This is a genomic window from Corallococcus aberystwythensis (assembly GCF_003612165.1).
GTDB lineage: Bacteria > Myxococcota > Myxococcia > Myxococcales > Myxococcaceae > Corallococcus > Corallococcus aberystwythensis.
On the sequence record NZ_RAWK01000125.1, the window covers coordinates 15,179 to 28,628 of the forward strand.

General features: G+C 71.4%; 13 protein-coding genes. 7 read left to right on the forward strand and 6 right to left on the reverse strand.

Annotation, left to right across the window (positions count from 1 at the left end):
* Window positions 1-25 precede the first annotated feature (25 nt).
* Window positions 26-925, forward strand: a complete 900-nt coding sequence (gene nhaR / locus D7W81_RS21245; protein ID WP_120557216.1) for a transcriptional activator NhaR — start codon at window positions 26-28, stop codon at window positions 923-925.
* 3 nt (window positions 926-928) lie between these two features.
* On the opposite strand, the gene D7W81_RS21250 is transcribed toward nhaR, so the two are convergent.
* Both D7W81_RS21250 and D7W81_RS21255 read right to left on the reverse strand, forming a co-directional pair.
* Window positions 929-2,527, reverse strand: coding sequence for an amidohydrolase (locus tag D7W81_RS21250; RefSeq protein WP_120557217.1), 1,599 nt, complete (start codon window positions 2,525-2,527; stop codon window positions 929-931).
* An 11-nt stretch (window positions 2,528-2,538) separates the two neighbouring features.
* Window positions 2,539-2,757 (reverse strand): hypothetical protein, encoded by a 219-nt coding sequence (locus D7W81_RS21255; RefSeq protein WP_120557218.1) that lies wholly within the window; start codon window positions 2,755-2,757, stop codon window positions 2,539-2,541.
* Window positions 2,758-3,003: 246 nt separating this feature from the next.
* Between D7W81_RS21255 and D7W81_RS21260 the strand changes: the two genes are divergently transcribed.
* On the forward strand, window positions 3,004-4,338 hold the full coding sequence (locus D7W81_RS21260; RefSeq protein WP_167508081.1) for an NfeD family protein: 1,335 nt from the start codon (window positions 3,004-3,006) through the stop codon (window positions 4,336-4,338).
* Complete coding sequence (locus D7W81_RS21265; protein WP_120557220.1) at window positions 4,335-5,156, forward strand: slipin family protein; 822 nt, start codon at window positions 4,335-4,337, stop codon at window positions 5,154-5,156. Before D7W81_RS21260 ends, D7W81_RS21265 begins: the two co-directional genes overlap by 4 nt.
* A 68-nt stretch (window positions 5,157-5,224) precedes the next feature.
* On the opposite strand, the gene D7W81_RS21270 is transcribed toward D7W81_RS21265, so the two are convergent.
* Both D7W81_RS21270 and D7W81_RS21275 read right to left on the reverse strand, forming a co-directional pair.
* Window positions 5,225-5,740: a peptidylprolyl isomerase gene (locus tag D7W81_RS21270; protein ID WP_120557221.1), complete on the reverse strand. Its 516-nt coding sequence runs from the start codon at window positions 5,738-5,740 to the stop codon at window positions 5,225-5,227.
* A 96-nt stretch (window positions 5,741-5,836) separates the two neighbouring features.
* The gene (locus D7W81_RS21275) at window positions 5,837-6,328 is read right to left on the reverse strand and encodes a DUF2721 domain-containing protein (protein WP_120557227.1); all 492 of its coding nucleotides are present in this window, start codon (window positions 6,326-6,328) and stop codon (window positions 5,837-5,839) included.
* A 117-nt stretch (window positions 6,329-6,445) separates the two neighbouring features.
* Here D7W81_RS21275 and D7W81_RS21280 point away from each other — a divergent pair, with 117 nt between their 5' ends.
* The 4 genes from D7W81_RS21280 to D7W81_RS21295 all read left to right on the forward strand — a co-directional run bounded on the left by D7W81_RS21280 (window position 6,446) and on the right by D7W81_RS21295 (window position 11,526).
* Entirely contained in the window at window positions 6,446-6,931 is a 486-nt protein-coding gene (locus D7W81_RS21280) for a MerR family transcriptional regulator (RefSeq protein WP_120557222.1), read from the forward strand.
* A complete protein-coding gene (locus tag D7W81_RS21285; protein WP_120557223.1) occupies window positions 6,928-9,624 on the forward strand; it encodes a VIT domain-containing protein in 2,697 nt (898 codons plus the stop codon). The genes D7W81_RS21280 and D7W81_RS21285 overlap by 4 nt, the downstream gene beginning before the upstream one ends.
* Before the next feature lie 102 nt (window positions 9,625-9,726).
* Entirely contained in the window at window positions 9,727-10,872 is a 1,146-nt protein-coding gene (locus D7W81_RS21290; protein WP_120557224.1) for a hypothetical protein, read from the forward strand.
* Window positions 10,873-10,887: 15 nt separating this feature from the next.
* A complete protein-coding gene (locus D7W81_RS21295) occupies window positions 10,888-11,526 on the forward strand; it encodes an LURP-one-related family protein (RefSeq protein ID WP_120557225.1) in 639 nt (212 codons plus the stop codon).
* Here D7W81_RS21295 and D7W81_RS21300 read toward each other — a convergent pair.
* Together D7W81_RS21300 and D7W81_RS21305 are read right to left on the reverse strand one after the other, a co-directional pair.
* Complete coding sequence (locus D7W81_RS21300) at window positions 11,523-11,816, reverse strand: YkvA family protein (protein WP_120557226.1); 294 nt, start codon at window positions 11,814-11,816, stop codon at window positions 11,523-11,525. The two genes, D7W81_RS21295 and D7W81_RS21300, sit on opposite strands and share 4 nt — an antisense overlap.
* A 93-nt stretch (window positions 11,817-11,909) precedes the next feature.
* Window positions 11,910-12,965, reverse strand: coding sequence for an ABC transporter ATP-binding protein (locus D7W81_RS21305; RefSeq protein ID WP_120557228.1), 1,056 nt, complete (start codon window positions 12,963-12,965; stop codon window positions 11,910-11,912).
* Window positions 12,966-13,450 lie beyond the last annotated feature (485 nt).

Sequence of the window (13,450 nt, forward strand, 5' to 3'; positions counted from 1 at the left end):
GAAACCATTAGGTTATTTCTAAGTCATGGCGTGGCTCAACTACCACCATCTCCTGTATTTCTGGACGGTTGCGCGGGCGGGCAGCATCGCCAAGGCGAGTGAAGAGCTGCACCTCGCCCAGCCCACCATCAGCGCGCAGATCAAGCTGCTGGAGGAGTCGCTGGGCCACCAGCTGTTCGAGCGCAAGGGCCGCAAGCTCGTCCTCTCCGACGTGGGCCGCACCGTCATGCGCTACGCGGATGAGATCTTCCGCCTGGGCAACGAGCTGAAGAACGTCGTCTCCGGCCTGCCCACCGGCCAGCAGCTGCGCCTCAACGTGGGCGTGCTCGACGTCATCCCCAAGCTCGTCGCCGAGCAGCTGCTCAAGCCCGCGCTGGATGCCGGCCCCTCGCTGCGCATCATCTGCCGCGAGAGCCCCCTGCCCCAATTGCTCGCACAACTGGCGCTGCACGAATTGGACGTGGTGCTCGCGGACGCGCCCGGCTCCGAGCCCGTCAGCGTCCGGTCCTTCAACCACCTGCTGGGCAAGTGCGGCGTGACGTTCTTCGCGGCCCAGCCGCTCGCGCACCTGCGCAAGGACTTCCCCCAGTCGTTGGACGGCGCGCCCATGCTGCTGCCGTCGGAGGAGTCCTCGGTGCGCCGCTCGCTGGACCTGTGGTTCGAGCGGCTGGGCATCCGGCCGCTCATCGCCGGTGACTTCGACGACAGCGCGCTGCTCCAGGCCTTCGGACAGAAGGGGCACGGCATCTTCGCCATGCCCTCCATCATCGACGCCGAGGTGCAGCGGCAGTTCAACGTCACCGCCATCGGGCACACCGACGAAATCGAGCAGTGCTTCTACGCCATCACCGTGGAGCGCCGCCTGCGCCACCCCGCCGTCGTCGCCATCGCCGAGGCCGCGCGCTCGCACATCTTTGGCGGCTGAGCTTCACCCGTCCGCCCGGAACACCTCCGCGCCCGCCACCACCGTGGCCAGCACGCGCGCGTCCACCAGCGCGGACGCGGGGCCTTCCAGCGGATCCGCCGACAGCGCGACGAAGTCCGCGTCCAGGCCAGGCTTCAGCCTTCCGCGCCGCGCCTCCTCGAAGGACGCCCACGCGGGCCCCACCGTGAAGCCCTCCAGCGCTTCGGCCGCGCTCAGGCGCTCCTCCGGATACCAGCCGCCCTCCGGCCAGCCCCTCGCGTCCTGCCGCGTGCGCGCCGCGTAGAGCCCCGCGAGCACGTCCGGGTTCTCGATGGGGAAGTCGCTGCCCAGCGCCAGGTGCGCACCCGCGTCCTTCAACGTGCGCCACGCATAGGAGCCCTTGAGCCGCTCGCGCCCCAGCCGCGTCTCCGCCCAGGGCATGTCGCTGGTGGCGTGCGTGGGCTGCACGCTGGCCACCAGCCCCGCCGCGCCCAACCGCCGGATGTCCTCCAACCGGAGAATCTGCGCGTGCTCCACGCGGTGGCGCAGGGCCTGTGTGCCCGTCCGCTCCGCGCCTCGCAGCAGGACGTCCACGACCAAGGTATTGGCACGGTCTCCAATGGCGTGGATGCACACCTGGAAGCCCCTCGCCATGAAGGCCTGTGCCCGGGCCTCGAGCTCTTCCGGCGCGAGGAGCAACAGTCCTCGCTGGCCGGGCTCGTCGCTGTAGTCGTCGTGCAGCGCCGCGCCCCGGCTGCCCAGCGCTCCATCCGCCAGGAACTTCACCGAGCGCATGGACAGGTGGCGCCCCTGCCACGGGCCCTGCTCCAGATACGTGTGACGCTGTTCGCCCTGCCCCGCCGCCATCGCGTACACGCGCAGGGGCAGCGTCCCCGCCGCGTCCCAGGCCTGCAACGTGCGGAAGGCCTGCAGGTCCATGCCCGCGTCGTGCACGCCCGTGAGCCCGACCTGCGCGCACCGCTCTAGGGCGGCTCGCAGCCGGGTCTCCAGTTGCTCGCGCGTGGGCGCGGGGATGGCGGCCTCCACCACGTCCATCGCGTTGTCCACGAGGACGCCGGTGGGCTCGCCGTTCGCGTCCTTGAGGATTCGGCCCCCTTGCGGATCCGGCGTGTCCCGCGTGATGCCCGCGCGGCGCAGCGCCTCGCCGTTCACCCAGGCCGCGTGATGATCCACCCGCGTGAGGAACACCGGCGTCGTGGGGAAGCGCGCGTCCAGCTCCGCGCGGCCAGGGAACGCGGCACCGGGCCACTCGTTCTGGTCCCATCCCTTACCGAGCAACCAGTCTCCCTGGAAGGCCGACGCGGGCGCCTTCGCCAGCCGCTGGAGGACGTCCGCCACCGAAGGCGCCTTCTCCAGGCGCACCGTGGTCAGGCTCTTGCCCAGGCCGTGAATGTGAGCGTGAGCGTCCACCAGGCCGGGCACCACCGTGGCCCGGCCCAGGTCCACTTCGCGCGCCGTGGGACCCGCCGCAGCGCGGACCTCCGCGAGCGTCCCCACCGCGAGCAGCCGCCCGTCACGCACCGCCAACGCTTCCGCGCGCGGACGCTCCGCATCGAGCGTCCACACGCGCTCCGCCCTGTAGACCGTCGTCTCCGCCGCCATGGCGCGGAAGACTACTGGCTACCCCCAGGAGTGCCAGCGTCCACACCCGGCGCTTCGATGGGGCCCGCGGGGCCGCCCTGGTCGTTGGGCACGTTCTGGATTTCTTCGCGGACCGTGTCCGGGCCCTGGATGGGCATTTGGTCTTCCGTCCCCGGGGGCTGGGTGGTCTTGCAGGCCACCGCTCCAGCGGTCAGGCCCAGAGCAGCGATGAGCAGCACGGCACGACGCATGAAACCTCCTGGGAGAAGATAGAGAGTCGACCCTAGGGAGGTGCGTCCTCTCCCAGCAACGCGCATCCCCTGCAACGTCCAGGATTGGATGCACAAGCGGGGCGCCGGGCCCCACCTGCCCGCATGCCCTCCAGGCCCACGGCTTCATGCGCCGGTCATTGGAAGGCCCGATGCACATCGTTGTCCGAGTGCGTGTGCGCGTGATGCGCGCATGCGGGGGCGGACATGTGGAAGCACGTCGACAGGATGCGCTGGCGCCATCACGTCCTCTGGGGCTGGCTCCTGGCGTTCCTCTTCGCGGGCTTCGTGGCTCCAGCGGCTCCTGCTTCGTCGTCCTTCGTCGCGCGCTGTGAGCTGGAAGGCGTGGTGGATGCGGGTTCAGGCGCGTACCTCGCGGACTGCGTGAAGCGCGCGGAGGAAGGTGGGGCCACGGCGCTGCTCGTGCGGCTGGACACGCCCGGGGGCTCGCTGGAGGCCACCCGAACAGTGGTGCGCGCGTTCCTCGGTGCTCGCGTTCCCGTGCTCGTGTGGGTGGGGCCTTCCGGTGCGCGAGCGGGCAGCGCGGGCGTGTTCATCGCGCTCGCCTCGAACGTGGCGGGCATGGCCCCGGGGACGAACATCGGCGCGGCGCATCCCGTGGGTCCCGGAGGCGAGGACGTGGAGCAGGTGGGCGGCGGGCAGCTTGCCCGGAAGGTGGAGAACGACGCGGTCGCGTTCGCGGAGGGCATCGCCCGGCAGCGGGGCCGCAATCCTGAATGGGCCGCGGCCGCCGTGCGCGACAGCGCCAGCGTTCCCGCGGACCGCGCCGTGGAGCTTCGCGTGGTGGAGCTCGTCGCCCCCACCGAGGCCGCGTTCCTCGCCGCTGTCGATGGCCGCCGCGTGGAGGTGGCGGGCGGTGACACCGTGACGCTCGCCACCCGCGACGCGCAGGTGGTGCCGCTGGAGCCGGGGCTGTCACAGCAGGTGGTGCATGCGCTGGCACAGCCCTCCATCATCTACCTGCTGTTCCTCATCGCGGCGCTGGGCCTGGTGGTGGAGCTGTCCCATCCGGGCGCGGTGGCACCGGGGCTCATTGGCGGCGTGGCGCTGGTGCTGGCGTTGATGGCTTCGGCGACGCTGCCGGTGCGCTCGGGCGCGCTGGTGTTGATGCTCGTGGGCGTGGGGCTCATCCTCGCGGAGCTGTTCGTCACCAGCGGTTTGCTGGGGGCCGCGGGCGTGGGGCTGTTGATACTGGGGGGCGTGTTCCTGGTGGACCGCTTCGAACCGGGCTGGTTCGTGGAGCCGTCCTTCCGCCTGTCCTGGGGCGTGCTGCTGCCCACGGCGCTCGTGTTCGCGGGGAGCGCGGCCTTCATCGCGTACCGCAGCGCCCAGACTCGCAAGCTGCCGCAGCGGGGCGGAGACGCGGGGCTCGTCGGCGAAGCCGGCACGGCGCTGGGGCCCGTCACGCCCTCGGGCGGCGAGGTTTTCGTCCACGGCGAGCGCTGGCGCGCCGTCTCCTTCACTCCCATCCGCGAGGGCGCCCGGGTCGTGGTGCGCGCCGTGGAGGGGCTCACCCTCACCGTCGCGGAGTCCATGCCATGAACGAATTGGTCGGAGCGCTGGGGTGGCTCATCCCCGTGGCCCTGCTGTTCCTCGTCTTCATCTCCGGCGTGCGCATCGTCACCGAGTACCAGAACGGCGTCGTGTTCCGGCTGGGCCGCTACGTGGGGCTCAAGCGCGCGGGCTTCCGCTGGCTCATCCCCTTCATCGAGCGGATGGTCATCATCGACCTGCGCACCGTGGCGCGCGACGTGCCCCCGCAGGATGTCATCACCAAGGACAACGTCAGCGTGAAGGTGAACGCCGTCGTCTACTTCCGCGTCATCCAGGCGGACAAGGCCGTGCTCCAGGTGGAGGACTACCTCTACGCCACCAGTCAGATTGCCCAGACCACGCTGCGCGCCATCCTGGGCCAGGTGGAGCTGGACGAGCTGTTGTCCCAGCGCGAGCGCATCAACCATGAGTTGCAGCAGGTGCTGGACGCGCGCACCGACCCGTGGGGCGTGAAGGTCTCCAACGTGGAGGTGAAGCACATCGACCTGCCGCTGGAGATGCAGCGGGCCATCGCGCGTCAGGCAGAGGCGGAACGCGAGCGCCGCGCGAAGATCATCGCCGCCGAGGGTGAGGCCCAGGCCGCGGAGAAGCTCTCCCAGGCCGCGGACGTGCTCAGCCGCAACCCCGCCACGCTCCAGCTGCGCTACCTGCAGACGCTGGTGGAGATCACCGGCGGCGGCAACCACACCATCCTGCCCATCCCGCTGGAGCTGCTGCGCGCGTTCGGCGCGGTGCCCGCGCGGCCCCGCCCTCCGGAGGAGACCCGCGAGGAGGAGGACGAGGACGCGTCCCACGGCCTGTCCTGAAACGACGAAGGTCCACCCGTGCGCGAGGCGCGGGTGGACCTGACGTGCGGGACGAAGCGGCGGCGGGATTACAGCTGGCCGCTGTCCTCGATCTTCACGGGCTGGCGCGTCTCACCGGACGGGCTGCCCACGCCTTCAATCTTCTTCACCACGTCCATGCCCTCGACGACCTTGCCGAAGACGACGTGCTTGCCGTCGAGCCACGGGGTCGAGACGGTGGTGAGGAAGAACTGCGAGCCGTTGGTGTTGCGGCCGGCGTTCGCCATGGACAGGAAGCCCGGGGCGGTGTGCTTGTGCATGAAGTTCTCGTCCGCGAACTTCTCACCGTAGATGGACTCGCCGCCGTAGCCATTGCCGAGCGTGATGTCGCCGCCCTGGCACATGAACTGCGGGATGACGCGGTGGAAGGGCGTCCCCTTGAAGTGCAGCGGCTTGCCAGCGCGGCCCATGCCCTTCTCACCCGTGCACAGGGCGCGGAAGTTCTCGGCGGTCTTGGGAACGTCGTCGGAGAACAGCTCCATCACGATGCGGCCGGCGGGCTGGCCACCAATCGACATGTCGAAGAAGACCTTGGTGTTTGCCATGTTCACGTGCTCCACGGTGAGGGTTGGGCGGGACGTACCAGACCCGCGCGTCTCGGAGGCACCCGCTAGCACCTTCGCGTGCGCTGCGGAACAAATTCAGGCCTTCGGTGGCCCGCCCGGCTGCCCATCCCGGAACAGGTCCTCGCGCTCCAGCGTGATGGCGCGGCGGCTCAATCGCAGCGACGCCAATGCCAGCACCGCCGTGGAGCCCAACAGCCCCACGCCCAGGGAGAAGGACATCACCGGCAGCCCCTCCGGCACCGCGACGCTGCGGCGCAGCAGGTACAGCAGCGACGTCACCACGAAGGACAACAGCGCCGCGTAGGTGAAGCCAATGGCCCGGGCGAGGATGGCGTGGCGGCGGTCCATGATGGCCACCTCCTCGCGCAGGAGCGCACGGCGCGCGTGGCCCTCCGGCAGCGTGCGCCACTCCCGGACCATGTCCCGCATGCGCGCGGTGATGCGCGAGATTTGATTGTCCAACCCCGTGGCCAGGATGCCGCACCCGGACACCATCACCGCGGGCGTCACCGCCGTGCCGATGAGCTGGATGGAGGAGGGGTCCAGGCCGTCCACGCCGACGTTCATGCCCTCCTTCTGTCCCACCGCCCGCCCGGCCGCCACCTCCCGGCATCCCGACACCACGACTGACGAATCGCCACCGATATCTTGACACTATAACTGTCACAACCTACTGTCAGGTTCGTGAGCACGCCCAAGACACAGACGGAGTGGAAGCTGACCGCGCTGGCGGAGGAGGTGGGCGTCTCGCCTCGCACGGTCCGCTATTACGTCCAGCGGGGCCTCCTGCCCGCGCCGCCCTTCAAGGGGCCGGACACGGTGTACGGCGAGGAGCACCGGGTGCGGCTCAAGGCCATCCGGGTGCTCCAGGCGAGGTTCCTGCCCCTGGACGCCATCCAGGCGGAGCTCTTGCGGTTGTCGCCGGAGGAGCTGCGCCAGTTGGCGGAGACGCCGGTGGGCCCGGGGACGTTGCCGGAGGAGCCCTCCCGGATTCCGCCCCCAAGGCGCCCGGGAAAAGACCCGACGGTGGAGGTGGCGCGTTACCAGCGCTGGCTCCTGGCGCCGGGGTTGGAATTGCACGTGTCGGAGCAGGCGGAAGCGAAGGTCCGGGCGCTGGCGGAGCGGGTGCGCGCCCTCATCGAAGAGTCCCAGGAAGGAACGCCGTCATGAACGAGCAGGCGAAGTGTGGGCTGTTCACGCGTGAGGGGGCCCAGGTGCCCCTGCAGGGGGTGGAGGTCTCCGGTGAGCTGCTCGGGGGGCACGCGCGGGTGCGCGTGACGCAGCGCTACCGCAACGAAGAGAAGAAGCCGGTGGAGGCCATCTACGTCTTCCCTCTGCCCTCCGACGCGACGCTCAGCGCCTTCTCCATGACGTGCGCGGGCCGCCGCGTGGCCGGCGTGGTGAAGGAGCGCGAGGCGGCCTTCCGCGCCTACGACGACGCCATCACCGAGGGGCACGGCGCGGCGCTGCTGGACCAGGAGCGAGCCAACGTCTTCACCGCGCAGGTGGGCAACCTCTTGCCGGGCGAGGAGACGCTGGTGGAGGTGGAGTTCCTCCAGACGCTCACCGCCGAGGAGGGCAGCGTGCGCTGGATGCTGCCCACGCTGGTGGCGCCCCGGTACATCCCCGGCGCGGTGCACGGCGACCGCACGGGCCACGGCGACGCGGCCCCGACGATGCGGGTGCCGGACGCGGACCGCATCTCTCCGCCCCAGGGCGTGGCGGACTACGGGCTGCGCATGGACCTGCTCATCGACGTGGGCCGTGACGTGGTGGTGGAGAGCCCGTCCCACCGGCTCACCGTCACCAAGGAGGGCACGCGCACGCGGGTGAGCCTCCAGCGCGATTCGCACCTCAAGAACTTCGAAGGCAACGAGGTGGCGCTGGACCGGGACGTGGTGCTCACCCTGCGCAACGCCAACCCGGACGTGATGCTCACGCCCGTCGTCACGCACCGGAAGGCGGAGGGGCCGGGCGCGTTCGCGCTCACGGTGGTGCCGGACCTGCTGAACCTGGCGACGACGCCGCCCCGGCAGGAGGTGGTGTTCGTGGTGGACACGTCCGGCTCCATGGCCGGGGACAGCCTGCCGCAGGCCCAGGCCGCGCTCCGGCTGTGCCTGCGCCACCTGCGCGAAGGGGACCGCTTCAACGTCATCGCGTTCGAGAACTCGTTCCGCTCCTTCTCCGCGCAGACGGTGCCGTTCACCCAGCGCACGCTGGAGCAGGCGGACGCGTGGGTCGCGGGGCTGAAGGCCTACGGCGGCACGGAGCTGCTGGAGCCGATGGTCAGCGCGATGAAGGCCGCGCCGGACGGCGTGGTGGTGCTGCTGACGGACGGACAGGTGGGCAACGAGGCGGAGATCCTCAACGCGGTGCTCGCGGCGCGCGGGACGGGGCGGGTGTTCTCGTTCGGCATCGGCACCAACGTGAGCGACGCGCTGTTGCGCGACCTGGCGCGGCGCACGGACGGCGCGGTGGAGTTCATCCACCCGGGGGAGCGCATCGACGAGAAGGTGGTGGCGCAGTTCTCGCGGGCGCTCGCGCCGCGCGTCACCGACCTGGAGGTGCGCTTCGACGGCGTGGAGGCCAGCGAGCTGGCTCCGTCCACGCTGCCGCCGCTGGTGGACGGCACGCCGTGGACGCTCTTCGGGCGCTATGCGCAGGCGGGCACGGGCAGCGTGACGCTGAAGGGGAAGTCGGGCCGGGAGCCCTTCTCCCTCACGGTGCGGCTGGACCTGCCCGCGCTGTCGGACCGGCCGGTGGTGGAGAAGTTGTGGGCCGCCGAGCGCATCCGGGGATGGATGGACGCGGGGCTCGTGGGCCGGCGCGCGGACGCGATGAAGGAGCGCATCGTGCGGCTGGCCATCGAGCACCAGCTGGCCACGCCGTACACGTCCTTCGTGGTGGTGGAGGAGCGCCAGGGCGACCGTCGCGCGTCCGGCACGCCGGAGACGCGCGTGGTGCCGGTGAATGCGCCCGCGGGCTGGAGCATGTTCAACCAGGCCCCGGGGGACGCGGACGATGAGGTCGAGGGCGGGCTCATGAAGCCTCCCCATGGAATGCGGATGGAGAAGGCGAAGCGGATGGCCTCGAAGCCGATGCCCGCGCCTGCCGCGGCGCCCGCCCGCTCCCGGGGCGGCGTGGTGCCGCCGCCTGCTCCGCCCGCGGCCGCGCCCGCGGCCTCGTACGCGCCCGAGCTGTCGGCGGAGCCCACCACCGGGTCCTCCTTCTACGGCGGGCTCGCGGATGGCGCGGGCCCCATGGGGGGCACGGCCGCTCCAGTGGAGCGCAGGGAACAGGAGCCCGCGAAGAAGAAGGGCGGCTTCCTGGACCGGCTGGTGTCCGCCGCGAGGCCGGGCAAGGCCGCCGCTCAGGGAGCGCCGGCCCCCGAGCCGCGCGCCCAGAAGGAGAAGGCGGAGGCGTTCTACGAGCAGGAGGAGATCTCGCTGCCGTCCGTGGCGGAGTCCTCTTCCATCCCCACCGAGGACGTGGGCAGCCTGCTGGGCCAGCAGCTCGCGAACGGGCTGTGGGCCGGCTCGGGTGAAGGGCCGGAGCCGGTGCGCCAGGCCCGTGCCACCGCGCGCGTGCTGCTGGTGCTCCTGCGTGAAGGCATCACCAGCAGCCACCCGCTGCATGGAGCGCAGGTGAAGAAGGCCGTGGACGCGTTGCTCGCGCTGGCCGCGCAGCTGGGGCAGGCGCCGGACGTGGCGGAGCTGGCGCTGGGCGTCGCGTGGCTGGTGGCGGCGGGTCCTCGCACGCGGGGCCGCATCGAGCAGGCCGCGAAGCCCCTTCCGGGCCTGGGCGGACGGCTGGGGGACACGGCCGCGCTCCGCCAGCACATGGAGACGCTGGCGACGCGGTAGGCCGCCGCGTGGCGTCACCCGGGCCCCGTGCCTCCTTCCCAGGAGGACCGGGGTCCCGGGTCTCTCGTCTTTCCACGGGGGTCGACTAGGGTTGGGAGCCGCATGCTCCTCGCGCCCTTCGTCCTGGCCGTCCTTGTCGCCGCGCAGCCCGTCACGGCGCCTGGCGGTGTTGCTCGCTCCTCGGACTCCCCCACCGTCACGTATTCCGGCGCCGTGTCCGCGCCGCCGCTCGTGCCGAGTGACGAGGCTTGCGCAGCCGAGTCCGACTACGTGGCGGGCTTCGATGCGCTGGTGCGCGGAGAGGATGCCCGGGCGCTGGAGGCGCTGGAGCGCGTGCTGCAGGTGTGCCCCCGGCATCCGTACGCGCCGGAGCTGGCGCGGCTGGCCCGGACGCGGATGGAGCCTGGCGCGCGGCTGGCGCAGGACACGCTGGCGCGGCCGGTGGTGTCGTCAGAGGAGGGACCGTCGAAGGGCGCGCGGGCGTCGCTGACGGTCGTGCAGACGCTGCACGGCATCACCCAGGGCATCCTGCTGTGTGAAATCTCCGACTGCCAGGACACGCGCGCGTACGTGGCGGTGTCCCTGCTGGGCGGCGGCGCGGGGGCGGCGATTTCGCTGCTCGCCACCCGGAGCGGGATGACGCAGGGACAGGCGGCGGCCATCAACTCCGGCACGGTGTGGGGCTTCGGCTTTGGACTGGCGTCCATTGGCTCGTTCGACCTGGATGGGGACAGCTCCACGGGCGCGGTGATGGCGGGGGCGCTTGGCTTCACGGGGCTGGGCATCCTGGTGGCGGAGCTGGCGCGGCCCACCGCCGGGCAGGTGTCGCTGGCGAACTCCGGTGGCCTGTGGTCCGGCGTGGTGGCGGCGCTGCTCATGGCCACGCAGAGCAACAGCGACACGCGCGCGTTCTTCGGCATCGAGCAGGGCGTGGTGGGCGCGGGCCTGGTCACCTTCGCGCTGGTGTCGCGCAACCTGGACATCTCCCGGGGCCGGGTGCTGCTCATCGACGCGGGCGGCATCCTGGGCGGACTGGTGGGGCTGAGCGCCCTGTTCCTGGCGCTGGACGATGACCACGGGGACGCGCTGCTGGTGGGCACCGCCGTGGGCGTGGTGGCCGGCCTGGGGACCGCGACCTTCCTCACGCGCGACTTCGACGGGCCCGATGATGCGCCGGCCGTCTCCGTTGTCCCGGCGACGCTGGGACGCCATGGCGGCCTGGGGCTGGCGGTGCTGGGGCAGTTCTAGCCTTAAGCTGACGTCATGCCCGTTGAATCCCAGGCGCTGACCCTCTTGCGTGATGAGCATGCGCTGCGCGTGCGGCAGGTGAAGGAGTGGGGAGAAATCCTCACCGGCTTCGAGGGCCGCAACCGCTATGAGGTGGTGGGCGACGACGGGCGCCCGCTCTTCTTCGCGGGCGAGGTGGGAAGCGGCCTGGGCTTGTTCCTCTTGCGCGGGTTCCTCAAGGCGAAGCGGCCCTTCACCATGGAGCTCAAGTCCGAGCGAGGCGAGACGCTGCTACGGCTGCGCCGTCCGTGGCGCTTCTGGCTGTCCCGGATGGAGGTGGAGGACGGCGAGGGGCGGCACCTGGGCGCTATCCAGCAGCGCTTCCGCTTCTTCACCCGCGCCTACGACGTGCTCGGGCCCCGCGACGAGGAGCTGGCCCACTTGAGCGGGCCCTTCTTCAGGCCGTGGACGTTCAACGTGGAGCAGCAGGGCCGCGAGGTGGGCACCATCGCGAAGCGGTGGAGCGGGTTCGGCAAGGAGATGTTCACGGACGCCGACAACTTCGGCGTCCGGTTCGACGGCCTGCACGACCCGCACGTGCGGACGTTGGTGGTGGCCGCCACGTTCCTCATCGACTTCGTGCACTTCGAGAACCGTGGCGGCGAGAACGGCTAGGAGTGCCGGCGCAGCGTGGGCACGCGCGGCTGGCCCTGTTCGTCACGCGGGAGGCCGTCGAACGCCGGCTCCCCGGACGGCGCGCTGGGGCGCCAGCGCTGGACCTCGCGCACCATGAAGAAGGCCGCGGCGGACACCACGCCCAGGTCGTCCAGCCAGCCGATCAGGGGGATGAAGTCCGGAATCGCGTCCACGGGCGACACGAAGTACAGGACGGCCAGCAGCCCGGACAGCTTGCGCCACGTCGCCACCTTGGGGTCGCGCACGTAGTGGAAGAAGCGGGTTCCCATTCCTCGAAGGCCTGCGATGTTCATACCCCTCCCTACGCATGGGCGACGCGGGTGATTGCACCATCCGGGCCCGGAGCTTGCACGCCCGGTGTTCTAGCGGGCCTGCCCGGGTGTCTCTTCCAGCACGTCCGCGCGGCCCGCGACCTCCAGGCGGGCGCGACCGCCTTCACGAAAGGGGGCCGTGGGGGCGGCGCGCACCACCAGCGCCATGCCCGCGCAGGACACGGTGTAGTCCACGTGCGCGCCCCGGAACGCCCGCTCCAGCACCTCCGCGCGCAGCGCTCCGCCCACCGCGACGCCGTCCGTGTCGGGGACGAGCCGCAGCGCTTCCGGGCGCAGGGAGAGCATCACCTCGCCGCGCGCCTCGGTGTTGAGCGGCAGGTTGCCCAGGGCCGTGCGCGCGACGCGGCCGAAGCCCGAACCGGGCAGCAGGTTGGTGCCGCCCAGGAAGTACGCGGCGAAGGCGGTGCGCGGCGCTTCGTAGACGGATTCCGGCGTGCCCTGCTGTTCCACCGAGCCCGCGCGCAGCAACACCAGCCGGTCCGCGAAGGCCAGGGCGTCCCCCACGTCGTGCGTGGCGAAGAGCACGGCGGTGCCTCGGGCCTTGAGCACGCGGCGCCACTCCCCGAGGACGGTGGCGCGCAGGCCCGCGTCCATTCCGGCGAAGGGCTCATCCAGCACCAGCAGCTTCGCTCCAGAGGCCAGGGCGCGGGCCAGCAGCACGCGCTGCCGCTGTCCCCGTGAGAGCGTGCCGCAGGTGCGCGACTCCAGGTCTTCAAGCTGGAACAGCGCCAGCATGCCTCGCGCGTGCGCCAGGCCTTCGCCCTTCGGCTGCACGCCCATCACCACGTCGCGCACGGTGAGGCCGGATTCGAGCTCTGCGTCGTGGAGGACGCGGCGCAGGGGGCGCTGCTCCGGGGGCACGAACGCGTCCGGCCCCGCGACCACGCGGCCCGCGAGCGTGATGGTGCCGGACGTGGGTTGCTCCAGGCCCGCCACCAGCCGCAGCAGCGCCGTCTTGCCGGAGCCGGAGGTGCCCATCACCGCGACCGCGTCGCCCGGCTCCAGCGCCAGTGACACGTCCCGCACCGCCGGGGCGGCGGCACCGAGGAACTTCAGGGTGAGGGCATCGAGCGAGAGGAAGGCCATGACGGTGGTCACACTACGGTGCGGCACCGGCCGGGCCAAGCACCGGGTCCCATCGCTGGGGACTGCCGGACGGCGCGGGTGTGGCTCACACGGCGAGATGGGCCGCGGAGCGCAACACTGTCAGGCCCCGTGTCACCGCGACAGCTGCGGGCTCGCGTGGCGGCTCGGCTCGAAAGGACTGAAGCCCGGCCATCCCCACCGTCCACCTCCCGCCTGACGTGGCCCAACTGGTCCGACTGTCGGACCAGTTCATGCGCTGCGCCGCGTGGACGGGAGGTCTCAGCAGGGTCCTCTCCGCCCATGCCCGCATCCGTTCCAGGTTCCATCGCGCGACAGCCCATCCCGAAGCGGCTGCGATGCTTCCATTCCGTGGGATTAGGCTTCCTCGCCGCTCATCCCCTCTTCCGGGAGTCCCATGTCGCGCCTGCTCATCGCTTGTGCCGTCCTGCTGGGAACCGCGTCCTTCGCCCAGGCCCCCGCTGCCC

Excerpts from the sequence above, each read along its gene's own strand:
- nhaR (WP_120557216.1), top strand. The coding sequence starts at position 26 with ATGGCGTGGCTCAACTACCACCATCTCCTGTATTTCTGGACGGTTGCG.
- D7W81_RS21250 (WP_120557217.1), bottom strand. The coding sequence starts at position 2,527 with ATGGCGGCGGAGACGACGGTCTACAGGGCGGAGCGCGTGTGGACGCTC.
- D7W81_RS21255 (WP_120557218.1), bottom strand. The coding sequence starts at position 2,757 with ATGCGTCGTGCCGTGCTGCTCATCGCTGCTCTGGGCCTGACCGCTGGA.
- D7W81_RS21260 (WP_167508081.1), top strand. The coding sequence starts at position 3,004 with ATGCGCTGGCGCCATCACGTCCTCTGGGGCTGGCTCCTGGCGTTCCTC.
- D7W81_RS21265 (WP_120557220.1), top strand. The coding sequence starts at position 4,335 with ATGAACGAATTGGTCGGAGCGCTGGGGTGGCTCATCCCCGTGGCCCTG.
- D7W81_RS21270 (WP_120557221.1), bottom strand. The coding sequence starts at position 5,740 with ATGGCAAACACCAAGGTCTTCTTCGACATGTCGATTGGTGGCCAGCCC.
- D7W81_RS21275 (WP_120557227.1), bottom strand. The coding sequence starts at position 6,328 with ATGAACGTCGGCGTGGACGGCCTGGACCCCTCCTCCATCCAGCTCATC.
- D7W81_RS21285 (WP_120557223.1), top strand. The coding sequence starts at position 6,928 with ATGAACGAGCAGGCGAAGTGTGGGCTGTTCACGCGTGAGGGGGCCCAG.
- D7W81_RS21290 (WP_120557224.1), top strand. The coding sequence starts at position 9,727 with ATGCTCCTCGCGCCCTTCGTCCTGGCCGTCCTTGTCGCCGCGCAGCCC.
- D7W81_RS21295 (WP_120557225.1), top strand. The coding sequence starts at position 10,888 with ATGCCCGTTGAATCCCAGGCGCTGACCCTCTTGCGTGATGAGCATGCG.
- D7W81_RS21300 (WP_120557226.1), bottom strand. The coding sequence starts at position 11,816 with ATGGGAACCCGCTTCTTCCACTACGTGCGCGACCCCAAGGTGGCGACG.
- D7W81_RS21305 (WP_120557228.1), bottom strand. The coding sequence starts at position 12,965 with ATGGCCTTCCTCTCGCTCGATGCCCTCACCCTGAAGTTCCTCGGTGCC.